28 protein-coding genes are annotated in these 23,465 nt (G+C 72.2%); 15 read left to right on the top strand and 13 right to left on the bottom strand.

From position 1 onward, the window contains the following. Positions 1–300: 300 nt before the first annotated feature. The 5 genes from CP973_RS17260 (at position 301) to CP973_RS17245 (ending at position 3,623) form a co-directional block, all read left to right on the top strand. Entirely contained in the window at positions 301–927 is a 627-nt protein-coding gene (locus tag CP973_RS17260; protein ID WP_150241688.1) for a hypothetical protein, read from the top strand. A gap of 88 nt (positions 928–1,015) precedes the next feature. Then, on the top strand, positions 1,016–1,171 hold the full coding sequence (locus CP973_RS40005; RefSeq protein WP_167538347.1) for a hypothetical protein: 156 nt from the start codon (positions 1,016–1,018) through the stop codon (positions 1,169–1,171). A 238-nt stretch (positions 1,172–1,409) separates the two neighbouring features. Continuing rightward, entirely contained in the window at positions 1,410–1,907 is a 498-nt protein-coding gene (locus CP973_RS17255) for a SigE family RNA polymerase sigma factor (RefSeq protein WP_150243690.1), read from the top strand. Continuing rightward, the gene (locus CP973_RS17250; RefSeq protein WP_150241686.1) at positions 1,900–2,298 is read left to right on the top strand and encodes a hypothetical protein; all 399 of its coding nucleotides are present in this window, start codon (positions 1,900–1,902) and stop codon (positions 2,296–2,298) included. The genes CP973_RS17255 and CP973_RS17250 overlap by 8 nt, the downstream gene beginning before the upstream one ends. A 74-nt stretch (positions 2,299–2,372) precedes the next feature. Further along, on the top strand, positions 2,373–3,623 hold the full coding sequence (locus CP973_RS17245; protein WP_167538346.1) for a mannosyltransferase family protein: 1,251 nt from the start codon (positions 2,373–2,375) through the stop codon (positions 3,621–3,623). Positions 3,624–3,629: 6 nt separating this feature from the next. Here the strand turns inward: CP973_RS17245 and CP973_RS17240 are convergent, their stop codons facing one another. Genes CP973_RS17240 through CP973_RS17230 form a run of 3 tightly spaced genes read right to left on the bottom strand, consistent with a single transcriptional unit; the run spans position 3,630 to position 5,475 of the window. Next, positions 3,630–4,769, bottom strand: a complete 1,140-nt coding sequence (locus CP973_RS17240) for an RNA polymerase sigma factor (RefSeq protein ID WP_150243688.1) — start codon at positions 4,767–4,769, stop codon at positions 3,630–3,632. Positions 4,770–4,788: 19 nt separating this feature from the next. Next, the gene (locus tag CP973_RS17235) at positions 4,789–5,196 is read right to left on the bottom strand and encodes a YciI family protein (protein WP_150241684.1); all 408 of its coding nucleotides are present in this window, start codon (positions 5,194–5,196) and stop codon (positions 4,789–4,791) included. A gap of 42 nt (positions 5,197–5,238) precedes the next feature. Further along, entirely contained in the window at positions 5,239–5,475 is a 237-nt protein-coding gene (locus tag CP973_RS17230; RefSeq protein ID WP_150241682.1) for a hypothetical protein, read from the bottom strand. Positions 5,476–5,636: 161 nt separating this feature from the next. Between CP973_RS17230 and CP973_RS17225 the strand changes: the two genes are divergently transcribed. After that, a complete protein-coding gene (locus CP973_RS17225) occupies positions 5,637–6,146 on the top strand; it encodes a GNAT family N-acetyltransferase (RefSeq protein WP_150241680.1) in 510 nt (169 codons plus the stop codon). A gap of 61 nt (positions 6,147–6,207) precedes the next feature. Here the strand turns inward: CP973_RS17225 and CP973_RS17220 are convergent, their stop codons facing one another. Beyond that, on the bottom strand, positions 6,208–7,107 hold the full coding sequence (locus tag CP973_RS17220) for a hypothetical protein (protein ID WP_150241678.1): 900 nt from the start codon (positions 7,105–7,107) through the stop codon (positions 6,208–6,210). A 422-nt stretch (positions 7,108–7,529) separates the two neighbouring features. On the opposite strand from CP973_RS17220, the gene CP973_RS17210 reads away from it, so the two are divergent. Continuing rightward, positions 7,530–7,913: a tautomerase family protein gene (locus CP973_RS17210; RefSeq protein ID WP_150241676.1), complete on the top strand. Its 384-nt coding sequence runs from the start codon at positions 7,530–7,532 to the stop codon at positions 7,911–7,913. A 48-nt stretch (positions 7,914–7,961) separates the two neighbouring features. On the opposite strand, the gene CP973_RS17205 is transcribed toward CP973_RS17210, so the two are convergent. The 4 genes from CP973_RS17205 to CP973_RS17190 all read right to left on the bottom strand — a co-directional run bounded on the left by CP973_RS17205 (position 7,962) and on the right by CP973_RS17190 (position 9,752). Continuing rightward, positions 7,962–8,381 carry a hypothetical protein gene (locus CP973_RS17205; RefSeq protein WP_150241675.1) on the bottom strand — a complete coding sequence of 140 codons (420 nt, stop codon included), beginning with the start codon at positions 8,379–8,381 and terminating at the stop codon, positions 7,962–7,964. Positions 8,382–8,486: 105 nt separating this feature from the next. After that, positions 8,487–8,993 (bottom strand): hypothetical protein, encoded by a 507-nt coding sequence (locus CP973_RS17200; protein WP_150241673.1) that lies wholly within the window; start codon positions 8,991–8,993, stop codon positions 8,487–8,489. Between the two features lie 174 nt (positions 8,994–9,167). Continuing rightward, on the bottom strand, positions 9,168–9,419 hold the full coding sequence (locus tag CP973_RS17195) for a hypothetical protein (protein WP_150241671.1): 252 nt from the start codon (positions 9,417–9,419) through the stop codon (positions 9,168–9,170). A gap of 126 nt (positions 9,420–9,545) precedes the next feature. Next, positions 9,546–9,752: a hypothetical protein gene (locus CP973_RS17190; protein ID WP_150241669.1), complete on the bottom strand. Its 207-nt coding sequence runs from the start codon at positions 9,750–9,752 to the stop codon at positions 9,546–9,548. 675 nt (positions 9,753–10,427) lie between these two features. Here CP973_RS17190 and CP973_RS17180 point away from each other — a divergent pair. Next, entirely contained in the window at positions 10,428–11,102 is a 675-nt protein-coding gene (locus tag CP973_RS17180; RefSeq protein WP_208853201.1) for an alpha-ketoglutarate-dependent dioxygenase AlkB family protein, read from the top strand. Between the two features lie 57 nt (positions 11,103–11,159). On the opposite strand, the gene CP973_RS17175 is transcribed toward CP973_RS17180, so the two are convergent. Further along, positions 11,160–11,630, bottom strand: coding sequence for a pyridoxamine 5'-phosphate oxidase family protein (locus CP973_RS17175; protein ID WP_150241666.1), 471 nt, complete (start codon positions 11,628–11,630; stop codon positions 11,160–11,162). An 82-nt stretch (positions 11,631–11,712) separates the two neighbouring features. Here CP973_RS17175 and CP973_RS17170 point away from each other — a divergent pair, with 82 nt between their 5' ends. Next, complete coding sequence (locus tag CP973_RS17170) at positions 11,713–11,928, top strand: DUF2277 domain-containing protein (RefSeq protein ID WP_150241664.1); 216 nt, start codon at positions 11,713–11,715, stop codon at positions 11,926–11,928. Between the two features lie 25 nt (positions 11,929–11,953). Here the strand turns inward: CP973_RS17170 and CP973_RS17165 are convergent, their stop codons facing one another. Both CP973_RS17165 and CP973_RS17160 read right to left on the bottom strand, forming a co-directional pair. Further along, complete coding sequence (locus CP973_RS17165; protein ID WP_150241662.1) at positions 11,954–12,976, bottom strand: endonuclease/exonuclease/phosphatase family protein; 1,023 nt, start codon at positions 12,974–12,976, stop codon at positions 11,954–11,956. Positions 12,977–13,246: 270 nt separating this feature from the next. Then, positions 13,247–13,864 carry a flavin reductase family protein gene (locus CP973_RS17160; protein ID WP_150241660.1) on the bottom strand — a complete coding sequence of 206 codons (618 nt, stop codon included), beginning with the start codon at positions 13,862–13,864 and terminating at the stop codon, positions 13,247–13,249. 166 nt (positions 13,865–14,030) lie between these two features. Between CP973_RS17160 and CP973_RS17155 the strand changes: the two genes are divergently transcribed. After that, on the top strand, positions 14,031–15,179 hold the full coding sequence (locus CP973_RS17155) for a right-handed parallel beta-helix repeat-containing protein (RefSeq protein WP_150241658.1): 1,149 nt from the start codon (positions 14,031–14,033) through the stop codon (positions 15,177–15,179). Between the two features lie 53 nt (positions 15,180–15,232). Here the strand turns inward: CP973_RS17155 and CP973_RS17150 are convergent, their stop codons facing one another. Continuing rightward, positions 15,233–16,102 (bottom strand): alpha/beta fold hydrolase, encoded by an 870-nt coding sequence (locus CP973_RS17150; RefSeq protein WP_150241656.1) that lies wholly within the window; start codon positions 16,100–16,102, stop codon positions 15,233–15,235. 112 nt (positions 16,103–16,214) lie between these two features. Between CP973_RS17150 and CP973_RS17145 the strand changes: the two genes are divergently transcribed. The 3 genes from CP973_RS17145 (at position 16,215) to CP973_RS17135 (ending at position 19,871) form a co-directional block, all read left to right on the top strand. Beyond that, positions 16,215–17,183, top strand: a complete 969-nt coding sequence (locus CP973_RS17145) for a LysR family transcriptional regulator (RefSeq protein ID WP_150241654.1) — start codon at positions 16,215–16,217, stop codon at positions 17,181–17,183. A gap of 216 nt (positions 17,184–17,399) precedes the next feature. Next, on the top strand, positions 17,400–17,921 hold the full coding sequence (locus CP973_RS17140) for a DUF4232 domain-containing protein (RefSeq protein ID WP_150241652.1): 522 nt from the start codon (positions 17,400–17,402) through the stop codon (positions 17,919–17,921). Between the two features lie 345 nt (positions 17,922–18,266). After that, positions 18,267–19,871, top strand: coding sequence for a M4 family metallopeptidase (locus CP973_RS17135; RefSeq protein ID WP_208853200.1), 1,605 nt, complete (start codon positions 18,267–18,269; stop codon positions 19,869–19,871). Positions 19,872–19,995: 124 nt separating this feature from the next. On the opposite strand, the gene CP973_RS17130 is transcribed toward CP973_RS17135, so the two are convergent. Further along, positions 19,996–20,454, bottom strand: a complete 459-nt coding sequence (locus CP973_RS17130; RefSeq protein ID WP_150241648.1) for a nuclear transport factor 2 family protein — start codon at positions 20,452–20,454, stop codon at positions 19,996–19,998. 99 nt (positions 20,455–20,553) lie between these two features. On the opposite strand from CP973_RS17130, the gene CP973_RS17125 reads away from it, so the two are divergent. Further along, positions 20,554–21,135: a TetR/AcrR family transcriptional regulator gene (locus tag CP973_RS17125; RefSeq protein WP_150241647.1), complete on the top strand. Its 582-nt coding sequence runs from the start codon at positions 20,554–20,556 to the stop codon at positions 21,133–21,135. An 879-nt stretch (positions 21,136–22,014) separates the two neighbouring features. Then, positions 22,015–23,388: a sensor histidine kinase gene (locus CP973_RS17120; protein ID WP_150241645.1), complete on the top strand. Its 1,374-nt coding sequence runs from the start codon at positions 22,015–22,017 to the stop codon at positions 23,386–23,388. Positions 23,389–23,465 lie beyond the last annotated feature (77 nt).

Below are 23,465 nucleotides of genomic sequence, written 5' to 3'. Positions count from 1 at the left end.
CGTGCGCCGCGCACGGCCGCGTGTTTCCGCGTACGGCCAGGACATACGGTAATGCCCGCCCGCCGCCGACCCGTTCGGGCCTCCTCGTGGGATTCCGCCCGGCACTCGCTCCCCCAGGGCTGCGCCGATGTCGTGTGCTCGGCCGGGGTACCTACTCGCCGCCAGTACCCCTTCGGCGTCGTACCGAAGAACTCCGGTGGGTCACCGCGACGCCGTCGCATGGCACCACCGGAGATCGGGCGGCAGTCGGCAGGCAGCAGGCGAACGGCCGGTGCGGCAGGCGGGATATACGTTCTCAGCATGCCGATGCTGTCTTTTCCGCTCACTCCCCGCTTCCTCGGCCAGTTGCTGGAACTCGCCGACGTTCCGTGGTGCCGCGACGCCTTCGACGAGGACTTCCGGCGCCGAGGCTGGGTCCGTCCGGACGCCGGGGGCGAAACCGCCGTGGGATGGCTGGACCATTGGCCGCTCGGCGAACCAGGCAATTCCTGGCATGTCGTACTCGGGGAATACCCGGGCTGCTCGCGTACCGACGATCCGGGCATCGCCTGCGAAGAACCGGCGTGCCACGAGGATTCCTTCATCGCTTTTCCCCTGGCCTACGCGGCCATCGACTGCGTCGAGGCCGGGACCGGTCTGCCCGTTGACCCCCGGCACCTGTGGGGCGATCCGCTGCCCGCCTGCGCCACCCACCGGGCCGGCGCCACCCAGGACGATGTCCTCGCCTGCTACGCGGAGGCCGAACGCCTGCTCCGCGCCCGCCTGGGCACACCGCTGCCCACGGCTCCGCCCGTACCGTCGGACGCGCCCGAGCGGCAGACGTCATGGCAGCGCGGCAATCGCCTGGTGAGCCTGTTCCTCGACGAGAACGCGGCGAACCACGGCCAGGACGACTGGATCGGTATCGACATCCGCCCCTTGCACTGAGACTCCGCGGCCCCTTTCCGGCCGTCGGCGGACAGGCAGGTATGCTTTCGCCTTTTGGCCGGAATTATTCGTCGCACAGGGGAGACGCGTGAGCGCGGAGCAGCAGGCCGGTACGCGGGTGGAGATGGCGTACCGGGCCACGATCGAGGATTTCCGCGAGGCGCTGCGGGCCCGCTGTGCGGGCCGCACCGGCCGGGTGCCGGAGACGTCGACCGGTCGCGCGCGCTGTTCGACCGGCAGCTGAACCGCGACCGAGCCGGAGGGGTGAGGGGCGGCCCGGCCCGTTGCGCGAACGTTCCCGCAGCCATGCGCAGACCCAGCCGTCAGCGTCAGCACCGCCCAGGGGACGTTCCGCCCCCGTGATGCGCGCCGTGGCCGTGCGGTTCCGTGACGAGCCTCACGCCGTTTCCCCGTTCCGCGTGTAGACCGGGCACGGCCCGCGGGGCGTATGGCTGGTGAAGCGAGAGATCCAGGAGTGGCTGTTGACCGTCGAGGAGTTCGAGAGGTTCTACGCCCAGACGGTCGCGCGGCTCACGGGGCAGTTGTACGTGATGCTCGGCGATCTGCACGAGGCGCAGGACGTGGTGCAGGAGGCGTTCGTCAAGGGCTGGAACCGGCGCCGGCAGCTCGACCGGCACGGGCAGCCCGAGGCGTGGGTCCGCACGGTCGCCTGGCGGCTGGCGGTCAGCCGGTGGCGGCATCTGCGCCGCAGTGCCGACGCGTGGCGGCGCAGCGGTGCGCCGTCGCTCGTCGAGGGACCGGAACCGGCGCAGGTCGCGCTGGTCGAGGCGCTGCGGGGACTGCCCGCCCAGCAGCGCCGCACGCTGACCCTGCACTACCTCTGCGACTTGACCGTCGAGCAGATCACGGGCGAGACGGGGCTGTCGGCGAGCACCGTCAAAACGCATCTGAGCCGTGGCCGCAAGGCGCTCGCCGACCGTCTGCACGACCCGCGCATCGAGGAGGCGCCCGGTGTCTGAGCCCCAGGACCCGCTGCGGTCCCTGTTCCGTCAAGCGGCCGACGCCGGGCGGGACGCCGCCGCGGCCGCACCGGTCGCCGAGATCGCCGCGCGCGGGCGGAGGGCGCGCAGGCGGCGCGTCGCCGCGCTGGTGACGGCGGCGTGCCTGGTCTGCGCCGGCGGCGCCACCACCGCTGCCGCGCTGCTCTCCCGGCCGCCGGCCCCGGTGGGCCCGGCCGGTCCGCCCCCGCCCGGCCGGCCGGCGCCGGACCGGCTGCCGCTCCCCGTACCCACCGCGTCCGGCTCCTCGCCCCCTCCCACCCCGACGTCCACGGTCAGCGGTTCCCCGACGAACGACGCCTCCGCCACCTCCGACGCCTCTCACGGAACGGCCACCGAACCGCCGCCCTGATCCCGCCCGTCTCCCGTGCCCCGGCGGACCGCCGCCGGGCGCCCCGGCCTGCCTGCCCCCACCCGAGGAACCCGATGCCCCCTATATCCACCGATGTACGCGATCAACCCCAGCCCCCGGAGGCGCCCCGGCGCCTTCCGGGGCCCGCCGCACGGCCCTGCCGTGCGCGCTGGGGCATCCGCGGCCGCGCGATCCCGCGCCTGAACCCCGGGGACCGGGACATCCTGTGGCTGTATCTGTCGACACGTGTGGGGATCTGGCTGACGGCCTACTGCGCCCGGTGGCTGTTCCCCTCCGACCCCGCCGCCCATGACCCCGGCCCGCTCCTCGCGCCGTTCCAGCACTGGGACTGGGACCACTTCCAGCACATCGCCGAGCAGGGCTACTTCCCCGGACAGGCCGGTCCGTGGCGGTCCGACTGGGACAACCGGGAGGCCTTCTTCCCCGGCTTCCCCCTCGTGCTGCGCGCGGTGCACTTCCTGGTGCCGGACTGGGCACTGGCCGGGCTGACGATCTCCTTCGTCTCCGGGGCAGTCGCCGTACTGGCCCTGGCCCGCATCACCCGGCACCACCTGCCCGACGCCGAGGCGGGACGGCGCGCCGTCCTGTTCTTCCTCGTCTCCCCGTGCGCCGTCTTCCTGGCCGTCGGCTACACCGAGTCCCTCTTCCTGGCCCTGGCCCTGCCCGCCTGGCTCGCGGCCCAGCGCCACAACTGGCCCCTGGCCATGACACTGACCGCCGCGGCCACCGCCGTACGCGTCAGCGGCCTCTTCCTCGCCGCCGCCCTCGCCGCCCACTTCCTCCTCGCCCTGCGCAGCACCCGCAACCTGCGCCCGCTGCCGTGGCTGGCCCTGCCCGTGCTGCCCCTCGCCCTCTTCAGCTGGTACCTCCGGACCCGTACCGGCGACTGGATGGCCTGGAAGCACGCCCAGGAACGCGGCTGGTTCCGCACCTTCCACACGCCCTGGGAAGCCTGGAGCAACACCTGGGACAACGCCTTCGGGCACGCCCAGAGCACCGGCTACGCCTTCATGTTCCAGGCCGAGCTCGTGACGATGGCCGTCGGAGTGACCCTGCTCGTCGTCCTCGCGCGCAAGCGCCACTGGCCCGAGACCGTCTACGTCGCCCTCAGCCTGTGCGCCCTGGGAACCTCGTTCTGGTACGTGTCCATCCCCCGCGCCGCCCTCCTGTGGTGGCCCCTGTGGGTCGTCCTGGCCGCCTGGAGCCTGCGCAGCCCCCGGTTCAGGACCGCGTACCTCTGTACGGTCGCGCCGCTGAGCACGGTGTTCGCCCTGACGTTCCTGACCGGGCGCTGGACCGGGTGACCGGCGTCACCGGCGGGCGTTGAGCCGCGCCGCCCGGCGCGTCAGATAGTCGCGCTCGGCGAGGTCGGGTGCGCGGTGGGCCGCCTCCGCGTACAGCCGGGCCGCCGTCGTCAGGTCGCCGTCGCGCTCGTGGAGGTACGCCGCCACCGCGGCGTGGCGCGGCAGGGCGGCGTCCAGCGGGGCGAGCGCCGCGAGCCCGGCGCGCGGTCCGTCGGCCTCGCCCACCGCGACCGCGCGGTTGAGCCGCACGACGGGGCTGTCGGTCAGGCGCACCAGCTCGTCGTACCACTCGACGATCTGCACCCAGTCGGTCTCCTCGGCGCACCGGGCGTCGGCGTGGAGGGCCGCGATGGCGGCCTGGGCCTGGAATTCGCCCAGCCGGTCGCGGGCGAGGGCCGCCTGGAGGATCCCGACGCCCTCGGCGATCGCCCGGGTGTCCCACCGCGTACGGTCCTGTTCGGCGAGCGGCACCAGGCTGCCGTCGGGCGCGGTCCGGGCGGCGCGGCGGGCGTGGTGGAGCAGCATGAGGGCGAGCAGCCCCGCGACCTCGGGGTGGTCGATCACGGCCGCGAGCTGCCGGGTGAGCCGGATGGCCTCGGCGGCGAGGTCGACGTCGCCGGAGTAGCCCTCGTTGAAGACCAGGTAGAGCACGCGCAGCACGGTGGCGACGTCACCGGGCCGGTCGAAGCGGACGCCGGAGACGGTGCGCTTCGCCCGGCTGATCCGTTGCGCCATCGTCGCCTCGGGCACCAGATACGCCTGGGCGATCTGCCGGGTGGTCAGCCCGCCGACGGCGCGCAGGGTGAGCGCGACCGCGGACGACGGCGTCAGCGACGGGTGGGCGCACAGGAAGTAGAGCCGGAGGGTGTCGTCCGCGGCGGGCGCGGGCCCGGGCGCCGGCTCCTGGTCGACGAGGTCCTCGCGCCGGCGGCGGGCGGTGTCCGCCCGCCGCGCGTCGAGGAACTTGCGCCAGGCCACGGTGACCAGCCAGCCCTTCGCGTCCCGCGGCTGCTCGCCGGGCCAGCTCCGGACCGCCTCGACCAGGGCGTCCTGCACCGCGTCCTCGGCCGCCGCGAAGTCGGCTCCGCGGCGGACGAGGACGGCGAGCACGCCCGGGGTCAGGCTCCGGAGCAGCGCCTCGTCCATCGGTGGGGTCACTGAGCGGTCACTCCGTGATGGTGGGCGGCGCGGCCAGGAAGGGGCGCAGCTCCAGCCACTCGTGGATCGGTTTCCCGCCCGCCCCGGGGGCCGCCGACAGCTCCCCGGCCAGCTCGACGGCGCGCTCGTAACTGTCGACGTCGATCACCATCCAGCCGGCGATGAGGTCCTTGGTCTCGGCGAACGGGCCGTCGGTGACCGGCGGGCGCCCCTCCCCGTCGTACCGGACCCAGGTCCCCTCGGGCGCGAGCGCCTGGCCGTCGACGAACTCGCCGGTCTTCTCCAGACGGGCCGCGAAATCGTGCATGTACTTCATGTGCGCCGAGATCTCCTCCGGCGTCCACTGGTCCATGCAGACGTCGTTGACCGGAGCCGGAGCGCCGCGGTAGTGCTTGAGCAGCAGATACTTGGCCATCGTGGTTCTCCTCGGTGCTGGTGCGACCCATTGTGGTCGCGTTCACCCCGGGGACGGAGCCGGTCGCGGGATCTCGACATCGCCGGACAAGATTTTTTCGAACGTTCCGCACGCGACCTCCGCGTCGGCCCCGGCATCGGCCGGCCCCGCCTCGCGCGGCAGCCGCAGCAGCCGCAGCAGCTTGCGCCCGTACGCCAGGTCGCGCCGCGCCGCCGCAGCGGTTCGCGAAAGCCCCGGCGCGGCCTGTGGGCCGGCTCTGTCCGGGACCGGGCGGGCCACGCCGCGTTGCTAACATCGCGTCAGCGCGACAGACGCGTGTTCACGGGGCGAGGAGGTTGATGAATATGGCCGCCGTCGGCCGTCATCGGCATGCCCTCGTCCGGCCCGTGCGTCAGCACAGCGCGGGCCGGTCGTTCCACCACGACGACTGAGAGTGACACGTGTCCACTTCCCTTTCCCCCGCCCATGCGGAGCTGATCACCGACCGCCTCGTCCTCCGGCCCTGGAGCCTCCACGAGATCGCCGCGGTCACCACCAGGACCAGGACGGTCGACTGGGCCGACGACTTCCCCGCCGAAGGCGACCGCGCCATCGCCCACCTCTTCGAGCAGCACCCCGAATGGCTCGACGACCACGGCCAGCGCCTGATCGTCGAGCGCGGGAGCGACCTGCTCGTGGGCTCCATCGGCCTGTTCCTGCCGCCCGCCGACGGACAGGTCGAGATCGGTTACGGCCTGGTGGAATCCCGTCGCGGCCGGGGTTACGCCACCGAGGCCGCCCGCGCCCTGACAGACTTCGCCCTCACCCTGCCCGGCGTCCACACCGTGGTCGCGGACGCCGAGGTGTCGAACCCGGCCTCTCTGCGCGTACTGGAGAAGGCCGGCTTCCGCCGCTGTGCCACCGAGGACGGGGTCGCCCGCTTCATGATCACGCGCCCGGACCGCGGCTGACGGTGACGCCACGGGGCCGGCGGCATGCCGTCGGCCCTTCCCGCCGCCCCCTCGCCGACCGTCAGGCCGCCGGAAGAACCGCGGCGGCCGTCCGCGGCTGCCGGGCGACGGCCAGCGCGTACACCAGCGCGGCGAGCGACAGGCAGGCGGCGAGCCCCGCCGCGGCGGAGGCGGGGAGAGCGGGAAGGGCGGTGTGGTGGAGCAGGTGCGAAAGGGCCGAGGGGGCGAACGGGAATTCCGCCAGTACGTGCTGGGCCATAGCTGCCACAGAGACCAGGAAACCGGCTGCCAAAGGGGCGACCGAGTTTCTGAAGAACAGCAGGACGGCCATCAGGACGCACAGCGCCGGAAGGCCGATGGCCACGATATCCGCCGGGATCGACGCGCCCCGGTGCAGGCCCGTGGGAATATGCGCACCGCCGCACAGCAAAAGGCCCAGCACGGCCAGCCTGGGAAGCCATCTCGCGGCAGAGGAATGACCCGGCTCCGAGTTCTCGTACGCTCTCGCTCCCTCGTCGTTCTCGGACGCCGGCACAGCGTCCTCGAAGCCTTCCGCGCTTTCGAGCGCGCTGTCCTTCGTACGCTCCGCCACGAGCGAGGTGATGAGTTCGGCCAGTTCTTCGACGGAACGCCGGCCCGCCGCCGTGCGTGTCGTCTGCGAGCCGGCCCGGGCGGCGTGCGGCGGCTGGTGCAGCAGCGTCACCAGGCGGCTGACCTCCGCGACGGGCCGCCGCTCGGCGGCCCTGCGGAGAATGGCGTCGGCGCCGTCGGAGGGCCGTGGCGGCTGCGACAGCAGATGCACCAGCTGCGCCACCTCGTGTACGGGCAGTTCCGTCGCGGCCGTGCACAGCGCCTCGTCGGCGGCGCACCTGCCGTGCGGAGACCTTTCCAGCAAATCGACGAGGCGCGCGACGGCGTCCAACGGCTGACAAGCCACGGCCGTACGAACCAATTCGTTCACGGGATCCGCGTAGTCTTCGGGTGCGTTTCTGTTCGCCTTGACTTCTGGCCTCATGGGCTTCCTCTCCCGTACCGAGAAGCTGGTTCCTGTGCACTCGTTCGGCATAGGTGCGCCTGGACAGGATCCAGTCCTACTTCATGATCCGGAAGTCTGCGACTTTTACTGCTGCCGGGAGAGCGGGAATTCGCTCTGCTCCGCAAGGGCGGCGGGCAGCAGTCCCAGCGGTGGAGAGCCGGGAGAAAGGACGGCGCTGCGGAATCGCCGGGCGGAGCAGGCGACGCCCCAGCGCCGCCGGGCTTCGTCTGGCCATGAGGGCCGCCCGTCATCACACAGCCGCCGCACAGCCCCCGCACACCGTTGTACCTACTGGTATGTACAGTAACCGGGACCACCGCACGGACCGACCTGAGGAGGCACCCGCGATGCCACTCGTCCGCATCGACGCCATGCACTGCGACACACCGCGACTGGAGGCCCTGGGGCGGGCCGTCCACGAGGCGCTCGGCGAGACCATGGGCTTTCCCGACGAGGACCACTTCCAGATCCTGACCGGCCACGACGGGCGGCAGGGTGTGCTGCGCCACGGCACCTATCTGGGCGTGCGGCGCGACGACGGCATCGTGTACGTGGCCATCACCTTGCGAGAGGGCCGCCCGGACGCGCAGAAGCAAGCGCTGTACCGGCGCATAGCCGAACTGGCCGAGGAATACGCGGACACCGAGCCGCGCAACATGTTCGTCGTGCTCACAGAGAACCGGAACGGGGACTGGTCGCTCGGCAACGGCGAAGCCCAGTACCTGCGGTGATGGCGGCGTTCGCCTGTCAGCCTGCCCCGAACCGCCCGCGGCAGGACCTCAGCGCCGTCCGGCGGCCGTTCGCCCTTTCTTCGGACGCGGCCTGCCCGGCCACGTCGTCCAGCGCAACGTGTCGGCCTCTTCCGGGGGCAGCAGTCCGGCACCGATCAGGGCGGCCCGACCCGCCTCCCGTCCGGCGATCGCGTAGCCGTACTCCGACGAATCCACTTCGTGAAAAGTCCCGTCGGTCAGCAGCACGGCAGCCGCGACCCCGTTCAGTCCGTCCAGCAATCCCGCACGCACCGACGGCAGGAACTCCGGAGGCAGCCGGTCCTCCGGTACGGCGCTCAGCAACTCCGTTTCCCCGTCCGCTCCCGGCGGTTCGAACCGGGCCACGAAGTGCGCGTACGGCCCGCAGGCACCGATATTCATCAGCACGCGGACGCGCACATCCGGGACGGGGACGGGGAGAGCGGTCACATCGGCCACCGTAGGCGCCCGCTGGAAGACCCGCCAACGGATAATCCGTCGGTCCGGGCGGAGCGGCAATTCCCGGGCGCGGTGGGGACGTCGGCCGGCCCGCCGTCAGAAGTCGGCGAGCCTCTCGAACAGCGCCCCCGGAGTCACATACCCCGACCAGCGGCCGTCGGAGAAGAGATGGACTCCGGCGTCCTGGTAGCTCTGGTCCACGAGTTGGGAGCAGATCATGTGGCCGGTGGCGGCCACATAGCGGCGCAGGCCCGGGAACGGGATGCGGAGGCGGTGGACGGCGATGGCCAGGTAGTCGAGGAAGCTGTACGGGACGCCTTCGTAGCGGCGGCCGGCGGCGCATATCGCGTCGCGCTGCCGGTCGGTGAGCCCTTCCGGGCATACGTACAGGACGTTCGCGCCCTCGTAGACCGACAGGGAGCGGATCGTCGCGCCGCCGGGCTCGGCTTCGACGAGCATGCCGCCGGGGAGCACGAGGAAGGCGTGCTGATAATCGCTGAAGCCATTTCCGTTCAGCCATTGGCCGATGCGGATCAAGCGGCCGACATTGCCGCTGATTTGGGTGAGACCTATGTCTCCGGGCATGGGCAGGGCATGCTGCATCTGCGGCTCCGGGCACACACGAGGGGTTTTCTGTGTGATACCCAACGGAGAGCCGTTGAAAGGGCCCGGGAGGAAATGCCCGGGTGGATTCTGAGGTGAACGGAGGCGGATTCAGAGGGATTCGGGGGCGGACGGATTCCGGGCCGGGTGGATTCGCGTCCGAACGAACCGGGTTCAGCCCAGTTCGTAGTGCCAGCAGCCGTCGGCCGGGTCGTACCGCATGTGCACACGGGCGGCGGCGCGCAGGCGGTCCCGGTCCTGCCGGGTCACGGTCACCGCGCCGCCCGCCCGGTCGACCACGTACTTGAGCGCGGATTCGAGTTCGTCGCGCCTGCGGGCGAGTTGCGCGTACTCGTACCGGAGTTGTTGCAGGCGTGCTTGCAGCACGAGGATCTGCTGCTCGGGGGTGGGAGCGTTGTCGGTCATGGTGCCGGCGTCCTCGGCCGCGGACCGACGGGCGAGGCGGGAGAGGCGCCCCGCCCGGTCCGTTCGCGTGCCGGCAGGCACACCCGGTGGGTGCCGGATGTGCCCACCATCAAGGCGCTGGGGCCATTAGTCCTGCTCCAGGTCCCCGAAACGGGCGGCCGAGTTCCAGTTGCCGCTGCCCCAGTTGTGCGAGGCATGACTCGGCGCATTGGTGTACTTGCTGATGTTCACTTCGTCGTCATCGTGGCCGTGGGCCTGAGCCGCGACGGCACCGGCGGCGGACAGACCGACCACGGCCAGGCCGACGAAGAGCGGACGCAAAACAGAACGCATACCAACATCCTCCTTTGAGGCGTGCTGAGAGTGACTGACAGCGTCGATTCAACCCTCGGCGGCCGATCATATGAAAGGAGAAACGCTACTTTTCTCCCGATATACCCGGTTGGCCTACAGGTGAGGCGAAAGGGCGGGAGGCGAGGTGAGGGGCGGGCGGGCCGGTGCGGGGCGCCGGGGACGGGTGGAGTCGGCGGGGTGGCGCGAAGGCCCGGCGCGTGGGAACGGAGGGTGTGGGTCTGGACACATATGGAGAATCCCGTGCACCGGGCACGTACCGGTCGGAGCAGGTCAGCGGCGTGGGTACGGCGCGCGGAGCCGGGCCGGGCGACCGTGCGGACGCCGAGGAACCTTCGGCGGGGGGCCGTTGTCAGTGCCCGCCCCTAGCATGGACGACATGCCCCCAATCCCTCCCCCTTCCACGGGTGCGCCCCCTGCCGCCGCCGACGCGAACGAAGCGATCCGGCGGTTCGTGCGCGCCCGCCGTGGCCGGTCGTGGACGGCTGAGGACCGTGCGGAGTACGCACGCCTGCTGGAGATATGGACGAGGACGAGCGCGGCGGACCGGACCGTGGCCGGGACCCGCTGAGCGGCGACGAAGGAGAACGGGCGGGAAAGGGGCGTGCGGACCGTGTGTGACGCGCCCCGCGCGTACCGGCCGGAAGTGAGGTCTTGGTGAACGTGCCCCTGCCCGGCCTCGGCGGTCCGGACCCCGTGCGGTCCCGGCCCGCGCCCGGCGCCGTGCACGTGCCCGGCTGGCTGTCCCCGGAGCGCCGGCGGCAGCTGGTGACCGCCTGCCGCGGCTGGGCGCGGGGACCGGTGCCGATCCGGCACACCAGGCTGCCACGCGGGGGCGTCATGTCCGTACAGACGGTGTGCCTGGGCTGGCACTGGCAGCCGTACACGTACAGGCGGACCGCCGACGACGTCAACGGCGCCCGCGTCGCCGCGCTTCCGGACTGGCTGGTCGAGCTGGGGCGGGCGGCGCTGGCCGACGCGTACGAGGACCCGGCGGCGGGCGAGGGCTACACACCGGACACCGCCCTGATCAATTTCTACGACGGCCAGGCCAGCATGGGCATGCACCAGGACAAGGACGAACGCTCCAGCGCCCCGGTCGTGTCGCTCAGCATCGGCGACACCTGCGTCTTCCGGTTCGGCAACACCGAGTCCCGCAACCGGCCCTACACCGACATCGAGCTGGCCTCCGGCGACCTGTTCGTCTTCGGCGGGCCGTCGCGGTTCGCGTACCACGGGGTGACCAAGGTGCTGCCGGGGACCGGCGACCCCGCGACGGGGCTGACGAGCGGGCGTCTGAACATCACGCTGCGGGTCACCGGTCTGGAGTAGCGGGCCCGGCCCCGCGCGGCCGCCCGTCCGCCCGTCCGCCCGTCCGCCCGTCCGCCCCTACTGTGCCGTGCCCGCCAGCAGCCACCGGTCGACCGGGACCTCGAACAGCACCCGGCCCGGAGCCGGCCGGAGCGCAACGGTCACATCCCAGTCGTACTTGGCCAGAAAGGCCGCCACCACGTCGGGGGGAAAGGCGGGCGCGGAGCCGGACGGAGCACCGTCCTCGGCAGGCGCGCGCCATATCCGGGCGCGCCCCTCGGCCACGACCGGCGCCTCCCCGCCCTCCAGGGCCAGCGAGACCCGCGGGTCGTGCGCGGCGTTACGGGCCTTCACGGAGCCGCCGTCCGCGCCGATCCACCAGGTGTCGCGCACGAAGACGAACCAGACGGGCGTGACGTGCGGGGAACCGTCCGGGCGCAGCGTGCACAGCCAGGTGATCCGCTCGGTGTCCAGGCGTTCGCGGACGGCGGGGTCGAGGTCCGCCGGCGGGCGGTGGCTCGGGGACTCCGGTGGGTGAAGATCATCCATGCGGTCATTCCATCAGAGGAGGCGAGCGGCCGGGCGGCCCGATTCCGGAGGGCGCCGCCCGGCCGCGAGGCACACTGGACCTATGTGCCGAAGTATCAAGACGCTCCGACCGCCTGCGACCCCCGAGGTGACCGAGGACGACATCCGGGCGGCGGCTCTCCAGTACGTCCGCAAGGTCTCCGGGTTCCGTGTGCCCGCCGCGCACAACCGGGAGGTGTTCGAGCAGGCCGTGGACGCGGTGGCGAGCGCGACCCACGACCTGCTGGCCGGACTCCGAGTACGCGGCCGGAGCGGCTGACACGGGTGCCGTACGGGGTGCGCCCTTACTTCCTGGCTGCCTCGGGCAGCTCCAGCACCACCCGTACCGGCAGATGATCGCTGGGGAACTGCCCGTCCTCGGAGAACGTGTCGATCACGGCGCGGTGGGTACGGACCGACGGCGAGGTGAGGATCCAGTCGATCCGCTCACCGTCCCGTACCAGCGGCCGGTAGCCGTGGTACGTGGCGTACAAGGTGCTGCGCGACGCGGCGGTGTCCCAGCTGTCGACGAGGGCGCCCCGGGCGAGCATCGTGTCGTAGACGGGGTTGCGGTGGGCGGGGACGTTGAAGTCGCCGGTGACGATGCGCGGCAGCGCCGGGTCGAGCGGGCGCAGCCGGTCGGTGATCAGGGTCGCGGAGCGCTCGCGCGAGTACTGGTTCAGGTGGTCCAGGTGGGTGTTGAGAGCGTAGAACTCGCCGCCGGTGCGCAGGTCCCGGAAACGCACCCAGGTCGCCATCCGGATGACGGTGTTGCCCCACGTCGCCGAACCGATCAGGTACGGGGTGTCGGACAGCCAGAAGTGGTCGTACTCGACCGGGGTCAGTCGGTGGATGTCGTAGAAGATGGCGGCGAACTCGTCGCGGCTGCCGCCGCCGCGCCCGGTGCCGAGCCAGGCGTAGTCCTCGCCGAGGTCCTCCGCGATGTCCTGGAGCTGGTGGTAGAGCCCCTCCTGCGTACCGAGCAGGTGCGGCGCCGCCCGGTGCAGCAGGTCGCGCATGACCGGGCGGCGTTCGGGCCATGAGTTGGGCCGCTCGTTCGACGCGTACCGGAGGTTGAACGTCATGGTGCGCAGCCGCCGGTCGCCCCGGGCCGCGTGCGCGGTGCCGCCGCCGTACGCCAGGGCGGGCGTGCCGACGGCCGTCGCCGCGGCCACGCGCAGCGCGGTACGGCGGCTGAACGGGCTCACGGAGGCGCGGGCGGCGCGCGTGGCCGCCGGTGCGCCCGGAACCCGTCCCCGTACAGGGGCCGGCGGCGCCTCCGCCGGGAGGTCCGGTACCGCGGCGGAGCAGCCCGTCGATCTCGTCATCGCATCTCCAGGGGCCGGTGGCCCGCTACGCCTGCGGGCCGGGTCACCGCAGAGTCTCGGAGACCCGGGTGATGCGGAAGTGGACGGCAGGGAGAGGGGGGCGAAACGCGCTACTTCCCGGCCGCTCCCACCGGCGGGCGACAGCGGGTACGCGAAGGGGTTTCCGGCCCGCCGGTCCCGGGGCGGCCGTGACGCGGGGGCGGGTACGGAGCGGGAGAGGGCCGGACGTCAAGAGGTCCCGCCCCGGCCCCCTCGCACACCACGCGCCGCTCAGGCCCCCGCGGCCGGCCCCTGCCAGTCCGCGTACCGGATACGGGAGATCTCCCGTACCTCGCCGACCGTCCCCCACTCGTCCTTGCCCAGGCGGGACAGCGGCTTCAGCTTGTCGATCTCCGGGTGGCCGTCGGTCATGACCTCCTCCGACACGACCGCGTGCACGACCCGGCCGAAGACGACCGTGGAGTCACCGAACCGCACCGTGCTGTGCAGTTCGCATTCGAACGCCACCGGCGAGTCCGCCACCCGCGGCGGCTTGACCCGCAGGCTCGGCTCGGCGGCCACGCCCACCTGGTCGAACTCGCTGACCCCGGGCGGGAAATCGGTCGCCGTCTCGTTGATCTGCACGGCGAGCTGTTCCGGTGCGAAGTTGACCACGAACTGCCCGGTCTCCTCGATGTTGCGGAGGGAGTCCTTCCGGCCCACGGCCGAGAACTGCAGGACGGGCGGCTTGACGCAGGCGATGTTGAAGAACGAGTGCGGAGCGAGGTTGGCCACGCCCTCGGCGGAGACGGTGGACACCCAGGCGATGGGCCGCGGGACCACGGACGCGGTGAGCAGCCGGTAGAAGCCCTGCCGGTCGAACTGTTCAGGATCGAAGTCGATACGCATGAAGATCAGTATCCATCCGTGCCGGGGCGCCGGGCGCGGGGGGAACGGCGTGCGACGGCACGGCGGCAACCTTCTCGTGAACGGCGGCCACCAGGAGGTGAGCGGCCCCGCGGGCGCGTGCCCGGGTGCCGCTCGGCAACTGTCCCCCACGAAAGGATCGACTGCCGTGCGCAGTACCGGTCGTCACCGCAGGACCCGCACCCTGACCATCGCCGCCGCCGTCGCCGTGGCCGCCGGCGCGGGAGGGGCCTGGCTGGGGCTCGCCCCGGGCACGGCCGGCGCGGCCCCGCGGACCGTCGTCGTGTCGACCGCCGCGGCCCTTGAGGATGCCGTCGCCCACGCCAAGGCCGGCACCACCATCCAGGTGCGCGGCGGTACGTACCACCCGGCCAGGAGCCTCAAGAGCGGCGCCGACGGCACGCCCTCGGCCCGTATCACCCTCACCGCGTACGGCAGCGAGAAGGTGGTCATCGACGGGTCGAAGCTGCCCGCCGGCTCCTGGCTGGCCGGGATATCCGGTGATTACTGGACCGTCCAGAACCTCACTTTCCGCAAGTCCCCCGCCCACGGGTTCGTCGCCACCTCCTCCACCGGCGGCGTCTTCAAGAACCTGGTCACCGCCGACAACGGCAATTCGGGCTTCACGCTGCGCGGCGAGGGCACCAACGACAACCTCGTGCAGAATCTCGACAGCCACGGCAACTTCGACCCGGCCACGCACGGCCAGAACGCCGACGGCATCGCCGTCAAGTTCGGTTCCGGCACCGGCAACCGGATCACCGGGGCGCGGCTGTTCGACAACGCGGACGACGGGCTGGACCTGTGGAAGTTCGCCGGCCCGGTCACCATCGAGCACACCTGGGCGTACGGCAACGGCAGGAACCGCTGGAACGACCCGGCGTTCGAGGGCAACGGCAACGGTTTCAAGCTGGGCGGCGGCGGCACGGTCGCGGCACACGTGGTGAACAACAACGCGGCCTGGGACAACACACTCCACGGCTTCACCGAGAACAGCAATCCCGGCGCGACCGTGCTGACGCGCAACACGGCGTACGCCAACAAGAAGGAGGGCTTCTACTTCGCCACCGGCAAGGCCCGTCTGTCGAAGAACCTGGCCGTCGCCAACGGCGGCCGGCCGGCGAAGGTGGGCTCCGCCGCCGTGTCGACCGGAAACACCTGGGACCGCGGGGTGGCGACGCCCGCGTTCCGGTCGACGGACGCCCGTACCGCGTACGGCCCGCGCCGGGCGGACGGCTCGCTCCCGGTGACCGCCTTCCTGACCACCGGCGCGCCGATCGGGTCGACCATGAACTGACCGGTGGACGGCGGGCGCGCCCTGATCACGGGCGCGCCCGCGCTCCCGACGCGCTACCGGCCCTCCGCGGGCCGCACGCTCGCGGCCAGCGCCGCCGCCAGCTCGCGCGGCCGGGCGGCGAACGGGGTGTGGCTGCCGGGCAGGGTGTGCACGGTGAAGGGATTGACGGGCACGGCGCGGTCGGCCTCGGCGATCATCAGGTCCTGTGTGGCGAGCGGCAGCGCCCGGTCGTCGGCGCAGCGCAGGAACACCCGGGGTATCCGGCCCCACCGCCCGGCGGTCAGCTCCACCGGGGATTCCATGATCGCCAGGGGCAGATCGGTGCTCAGCGCCAGGCGCCAGCGGCTGAACCGGTCCGCGGGGATGTCCTGGTAGTGGGTCTGCCGCAGCTCCTCGATGTACTCGGGGTCGGGGGACAGCGGGTTGATACGGATGGCGCCCAGCGCGTCCGGGTCGCCGACCGGCAGGCCCCGGCCGAGCGCGGCGGCGTTCTCGGGCGCCGCCACGTAGTCGGAGCCGCGCGGACGGCCGGCGGGCACGAAGGCGGAGAGGTAGACGATCCGGTCGACCAGTTCGGGAGCGCGCTCGGCCGCCAGCGACGCGGGTCCGCCGCCCGCGCTGTGCGCGACGAGCACGACGGTACGGAAGCGGCGCACGTTGCGCAGCGTGGTCAGCACGGAGTCGGCGCACTCCTCCATGGTCAAGCCGGCGAGCTGCGACTTCTCGGTGGTCAGGGCGGGTTGGCCGGGGAGGGCGTAGCCCGTGGGTACGGGCGCGTCGAAGCCGTGGCCCGGGAGGTCGACGGCGACGCTCGCGGCGCCGAGTGCGGCGAGCGCGCGCTGGGTGGCTCCCCACTGCCATGAGCTGTGCCAGGCGCCGTGGACGAAGACGAAGACCGTGGTCTCAAGATCGGTGTCGGACATGTCCCCAGCACATCTCGCGCGCCGACCCTTCATCTACGCTGAGATCTGAGAAGCGGGCCGACGATACTTTTGAGGTATCGCCGTGGCATCGCCCGTACGGAAGGAGCCGGTCTTGGAAGCGCGGCACCTGCGGTACGCCCTCGCCCTCGCCGACCACCAGCACTTCGGCCGGGCGGCCGAGGCGCTCGGCATCGCGCAGCCCCCGCTGTCCAAGCAGATCGCCGACCTGGAACGGGAAGTGGGGGTGCGGCTGTTCGACCGTACGCGGCAGGGTGTCTTCCCGACGGCCGCGGGTACGGCGTTCCTCGACCGGGCCCGGCGGGCCCTGGCGGAGATGGCGTCGGCCGTGACCGACGCGCAGCGCGCCGCCCGCGGGGAGACGGGCAGGCTGCGGCTGGGCTTCATCGCCTCGGCCCTGCTCGATCCGCTCCCCGGGGTGCTCGCCCGGTTCGGCCGGGAACGCCCCGAAGTGCGGCTGGAGCTGCACGAGATGGCGACCAGCCGGAGCACCGCCGCGTTGGTCGCCGGTGAGCTGGACATGGCGGTCGGGCTGGGGCGGCCACGCGGCCAGGGGGCGGAGAACCTGACGTCCGTGACCATCGGGCGCGATCATCTGACCGCCGTCGTCAGCACGGCGCACCCCTACGCGGGCCGTCCCTCGGTGAGCGTGGCGCAGCTGCGGCAGCAGCACCTGATCGTGGCGTCCTGCGACGACGAACCGGCCATCGGCTTCGCGTTGAGCGCCTTGCTGGGCGAGGACTCGGCGGCCTGTCACAGCGCCACGGTCGCCCGGGACGTGCACACGATCATCAGCCTCGCCGTGTCCGGCGTGGGGGTCGGGCTGGGGCCCTCGCGGATGACGGCGGTTCCGCGCAAGGGTGCCTGGTTCTGCCGGGTGACCCCGCCGGCCCGGCTGCCCGACCTGGTCCTGTCGTTCGCCACGCAGGACCGCTCTCCCGTGCTGGCCGCGTTCCTCGACACCGTCCGCGCGAACTGCCCGGAGGTCGGTGCCGCGCTCGACGACCGGCTGCGGCCGGAAGCGCGGCTGTGTACGCAGCGCCGGCCCGTAGCCGGACGTTAGCGGCCCGTTAGCCGATCGACAGCGGCACCGCCCAGAGTGGACGGTACGCAAGCAAGGAAGCACGGGGTGCACGTTTTTGCCCACTGCCGCATGGATGCGATCGGATGTGGCCAAAGCCGCGACCGAGTACATATCGAGTCGGGTCCATGGGGCAGGCGGGTCGGTGCATCACCGATCGTTCTCCCCGGAGCCCGGGGAGAGAGGAGTTGATCGACCATGCGTGGTCTGCGTACCGCTGCCGCCGTTGCCGCCGCCGTCGCCCTCGCCGCCGGAGCGGGTACGGGTGTCGCCTCCGCCGCCGCGCCGGCGGGTGCCGGGGAGTGCCAGCCGGGGACGCTGAAGGCGACCACCACCGACGCGGGCGGCAGCCAGCACGGGATGAACCACTCGGGCACGTACCTGCGGGTGCAGAACACCGGCAAGGTCGCCTGCGCGATATCCGGTTACCCGGGCCTGGCGCTGGAGGGTGCCGGGCACACCGCGCTGAAGACCACGGTGCGGCACGGCGACACGTACTTCGCCAAGGACCCGGGCGTGCACCGGGTGACGCTGAAGCCGGGCCGGAGCGCCTACGCCGACCTGGTGTGGACGCACACCGGCGCGGGCACCGCGCACGCCAAGTACCTCCAGATCTCGCCGACGGGCAGCAACGCGCACAGCGTCGTCCCGTTCGATCAGGAGGTGGACAACGGCACGCTGTCCGTGACCGCCTGGTCCGCGAAGCTGCCCACGTCCTGACGCAGTCCGGCCGTACGGGTACGGAGGCCCGGCATCCGCTCGTGGGTGCCGGGCCTCCGGCATGCCGGGCTCCTTCACCGACCGGCCCCGGACCGTCGTCGTCCGCTCCGCGTTCACAGGGCTGTTCACAAAATCGGTCGCTCACCAGCCATAAATCGGTGACAAACAACCGCATTTCGTCAAACCCCATGTGAAATCCTTGTTGAAGACCTGACAAGAACGGTCGGGTGATGGCACTCTCCTCTCGATTCACTCCTGCACCACCGGGCGGCCCGACAGGGCCCGCCCTCCCCCTCATTCGGGCCGCAACCGTACGGCCCGCGCTAGGAGACTGAGTTGAGACGCATGACCTCCACCCCCCGCAAGCACTCCCTCCGCGCCGCCGCTCTGGTCGCCTCCGCCGCCATGGTCGCGGTCGCCTTCCAGACCGGATCGGCCACCGCCCAGCCCGACGCCGCGACCGGCGCCCTCGCGCTGTCCGGCCAGCAGCGCGTGGCCGCGATCCAGAGCGCCCAGGCGGACGCCGCCGTCACCGCGCAGAAGATCGGCCTCGGCGGCCAGGAGAAGCTGATCGCCCGCGACGTCATCAAGGACGCGGACGGCACGGTGCACACGCGCTACGAGCGCACCTACGAGGGCCTGCCGGTCCTCGGCGGGGACCTGGTCGTACACGAGAAGAAGAACGGCACGCGCACCGTCGACAAGGCGACGCAGGCCAAGATAGCCGTGCCCACCACGGACGCCGCGCAGCCGGCCGCCGCCGCCGAGAAGAGCGCGCTGTCCGCCTCCGCCGCCGAGAAGAACACCAAGGCCGAGGCCAAGGACGCGCCGCGCAAGGTGATCTGGGCCGCCTCCGGCAAGCCCGTCCTCGCGTACGAGACCGTGGTCACCGGCGTCCAGAAGGACGGCACGCCCAGCGAGCTGCACGTCGTCACGGACGCGAAGACCGGCAAGAAGCTCTTCCAGGACGAGACGATCGAGACCGGTACGGGCACCAGCTCGTACAGCGGCACCGTCCCGCTCACCACCACCAAGAGCGGCAGCACCTACAACCTCACCGACGGCGCCCGCGGCGGCCACAAGACGTACGACCTGCGCCAGGGCACGTCGGGCACCGGCACGCTGTTCACCGACGCCGACGACAAGTGGGGCGGCGGCCGCCAGACCGCGGCCGTCGACGCCCACTACGGCGCGGCGGTGACCTGGGACTACTACAAGAACGTGCACGGCCGCAGCGGCATCCGCAACGACGGCCGGGCCGCGTACTCCCGCGTCCACTACGGCAACAACTACGTCAACGCGTTCTGGCAGGACTCCTGCTTCTGCATGACGTACGGCGACGGCCAGAACAACAGCAACCCGCTGACCGCGCTGGACGTGGCCGCCCACGAGATGAGCCACGGCGTCACCGCCGCCACCGCCAGGCTCAACTACAGCGGCGAGTCCGGCGGTCTGAACGAGGCGACGTCCGACATCTTCGGCACCGCGGCCGAGTTCTACGCCAACAACGCGGTCGACAAGGGCGACTACCTCATCGGCGAGAAAATCGACATCAACGGTGACGGCACCCCGCTGCGCTACATGGACAAGCCCTCGAAGGACGGCGCGTCCAGGGACTACTGGTCCTCGTCGCTGGGCAACGTCGACGTGCACTACTCCTCGGGCCCGGCCAACCACTGGTTCTACCTGGTGTCCGAGGGCAGCGGCACCAAGACCATCAACGGCGTGACCTACAACAGCCCGACCTACGACAACTCGAAGGTCACCGGCATCGGCCGCGCCAAGGCCGAGAAGATCTGGTACCGCGCGCTGACCACGTACTTCACCTCGACCACGAAGTACGCGGGCGCCCGCACCGGCACGCTGAAGGCCGCCGCCGACCTGTACGGCGCCAACAGCACCGAGTACAAGACGGTCGCGGCCGCCTGGACCGGGATCAACGTCAAGTAAGCGTCGCCCGACGCAGCCCCGGCGCGCCCGCCGTCGTCAACGGCGCGCCGGGCACCCCATGGCGCCGCCCCGCCGGGAGTCCCGGCGGGGCGGCGCGCGTCACGGAACCGGGGCCGCGCCCCGGTCACCACACCGGGACGAGGGTCCCGCTCCCGGCGTCCGGCCGCGGCCCGAAGATGCGCCGTTCCGCCGCGCTGATCCGTACGTCGTTGATGCTCGCCTCCCGGCGCCGCATCAGCCCCTCACCGGTGAACTCCCACAGCTCGTTGCCGTAGCTGCGCCACCACTGGCCGTCCTCGTCGCGGCACTCGTACTGGAACCGCACCGCGATCCGGTCGTCCTGGTGGGCCCACAGTTCCTTGCGCAGGGCGTAGTCCCGTTCCCGCGCCCACTTCGCGCGGAGGAAGGCCGTGATCTCGGCGCGGCCGGTGAGGAAGGTGTCCCGGTTCCGCCAGACCGAGTCCTCGGTGTAGGCGAGCGCGACGTGTTCGGGGTCGCAGGTGTTCCAGGCGTCCTCGGCGGCCCGGACCTTCTTCAGCGCGGTCTCCCGGTCGAACGGCGGGAGCGGGGGACGTGGTGCCATGACGGCCTCCTTGCAGGGGGAACCACGCGGAGAACGGCCGTTCTCCGCGCTGTCCGCTACTCTAGAGAACGATCGTTCTCAGGGGAAGCGGGAGGCCTTGTGCAGCAGGAAGAAGCCCGGGTACGGCTGCTGGACGCCGCCGAGGAGCTGTTCTACGCACGGGGCATCCAGGCCGTGGGCATGGACGAGATCCGCGGCGCGTCGGGCGTGTCGCTGAAGCGGCTGTACCAGTCCTTCCCGTCCAAGCACGAGCTGGTGGAGGCGTATCTGCGGCATCGCGACGAGCGCTGGCGCGCGGCCCTCGCCGACTACGTCGAGGCGCACGCCGCCACGCCACAGGACGCGCCGGCCGCCGTCTTCGACTGGCTGCACACCTGGTTCACCGATCCCGGCTTCCGCGGCTGCGCGTTCATCAACGCGTACGGGGAACTGGGTGCCGTGTCGGAGGGCGTGGCCCGCGCCGCGCGCGACCACAAGGACGCCGTGCACGCGTATCTCACCGGCCTGGTGCAGGAGATTCCCGCCTCCCCGGAAGCACTGGCCGGGCAGTTGGCGCTGCTGCTCGACGGCGCGATCACCACGGCCACGATCAGCGGCGACCCGGACACGGCGCTGCGCGCCCGCGAGGCCGCGGTGGCGCTGGTGGCGGCGGCCGGTCCGGGCGGGACGGGGAGCGGCTGAGGGTTCCGCGGAACACACCGGGCAATGCACCGGTGAAAGCTCACGGAATACCGAGCCGTGCCGCCCGCTCATCCGGTACCGGGCACGGCAATTCCCCGCGCCCGCCTCTTTCCCGATCCACATATCCGCCACTGCGCCACGGCCGGCGGCCACGCATTCCTCCGTCGGGCGCGGCCGGACGGTGCGCCGCATTCGCCGCGTCCGCACGGCTGTGTGAATTCTCCGGCGTATCCCGCGCGAACTCCGTGCTCCTCTGGTCCACGCCGCCAGAAGTCCCCGGCGGCCGGGCCGGGGCAGTGGCTGGTCTAGGTCAAGGTCGCCGACGCGCTGCTGGAAGGCTCTCCCGGCGGAGCCGCACGTCCTGTCAGGGCGAAACTCCTCGACCGAGGAAACCGGGGAAACGTCGGTCCGCCCCGGCACTCCCGCCCGGAGAGCCGGGGTGGACCGCTGTATGCGGACGGCTGCGGCCGAAACGGTAACGGCACCGTTCAAGGCCTTACGGGTGGCCGTTACACAACCGCCGGATTGCCGCAACAGAAAAGAGCCAACATCATGTTCGCGTGGGTCCGACGATCCGCGCTCCTGTAAGCCACCGACTGGAAACACTGTGCTTTTTCCCCGCCCACGGCCGCCGCTCCCCGGACCGGTACGGGTCTGGCTGCCGGCCCTCGCCGGGGCGACGGCGGCCGCTTGGGACGGCGGCTGCGCCGGGCCCGGGGAAGCGCGCAGCGCCGGGCCGGCACCGGCCACCTCGGCACCGTCCCGGCTGCGGCAGGAGCCCACGCGTGCCCCCTCCCCCGGAGACACCGCGTTCCGGTTCATGGAATACGACCGGCGCTCCCCCGCCGCCTCCCCCTCCGCGTCGCCCGAGGCCGGCCGGTGAGCGCCCGCACGGCTCGGGACCGCGCGCGCCGACGGCTGCGCCTGCCGTCCTGGACCGCGACGCTGCGCTGGAAAGCCGCCCTGTTCATCATGGTCATGTGCTGTTTCCTGGCCGCGGTGCTCGGCATCCTGGTCCACGTCCTGGTCAGCCGGCAGACCGAGGACCAGGCCAGGGACGCGGCGCTGGTACGGCTGGACTCGGTCGTCGCCTCGTACGTGGCCGGGGAGCCGCTCGGCCGTGACGCGCGGCTGGACCCGCCGGAGCTGCCGCCCGCCCTGCGGGCCATGGCGCGGCGGGGCGAGCGCGGCACCCAGCTCGGGCAGCGGGACGGCCGCCCGACCATGTGGGCGGTGACACCGGCCGACGGCAAGGCGCTGGCCGTCGGCCAGGACTACAGTCAGCGGGCGGCCGTCATCAGCGGCCTTGACCAGGCCATCATCGGGTCCTCGGCCGTCGCGATCACCCTGACCCTCGTCGTCGGCCTGTACGCCACCCGGAGCGTCACCCGGCGCCTGGACCGCACCGCGCAGGTGGCCCGCCGGATCAGCACCGGTGACCTCGACGCCCGGGTGGACGACCCCCGCGCGCGGCGGCCCGAGTACGCGCGGGACGAGACCGCCGCCGTGGCCGCCGCGCTCGACGCGATGGCCGCGAGCCTGCAGAGCAAGCTGCACAGCGAGCAGCGGTTCACCGCCGATGTCGCCCATGAGCTGCGCACCCCGCTCACCGGGCTGCACGCGGCCGCCGAACTGCTGCCGCCGGGGCGGCCCACCGAGATGGTCCAGGAGCGCGTGCAGGCCATGCGCCGGCTGACCGAGGACCTGCTGGAGATCTCCCGGCTGGACGCGGAGGTGGAGCGCGCCGACCTCGACGTGCACCGGCTCGGGCCGCTGGCCGAACGCGCCGTCCGGGCCTCCGGGCTGGAGGCCGAGGTGCGGGTGGTGCGGGACTGCGAGGTGGAGACCGACCAGCGCAGGCTGGAGCGGGTGCTGGGCAACCTCGTCGTCAACGCGCACAAGCACGGCCGCCCGCCGGTGGTCCTGACCGTGGACGGACCCGTCGTCACGGTGCGCGACCACGGCGACGGCTACCCCGACGAACTGCTCGCCGAGGGCCCGCAGCGCTTCCGGAGCCGCCCGAAGGACGGCCGGAAGGACCGCGGGCACGGGCTCGGGCTGACGATCGCCCTGGGGCAGGCGCGCGTCCTCGGTACGACCCTGCGTTTCTCGAACGCCCCGGACGGCGGTGCCGTCGCCGAACTCACCGTCCGCCCACCGCGCACGGACCGCCGCGCGGCGGACGGCGGCCCCGCTGCGGAGGGCACGGACGGCGCCCGGGCGGCGGAGGACGGTGAGGGCACAGGAAGGTGACGGCGGTTCCGCGCGCCGGAACACCACGGAGCCGTAACGGCCGCCCGGTACCCCGCTCTTCGAGGTCGGGGGCGGTG

Origin of the sequence: Streptomyces albofaciens JCM 4342 (assembly GCF_008634025.1) — a bacterium.
GTDB classification, from domain to species: Bacteria; Actinomycetota; Actinomycetes; order Streptomycetales; family Streptomycetaceae; genus Streptomyces; species Streptomyces albofaciens.
This window is presented reverse-complemented; position numbering and strand designations above follow the sequence as displayed.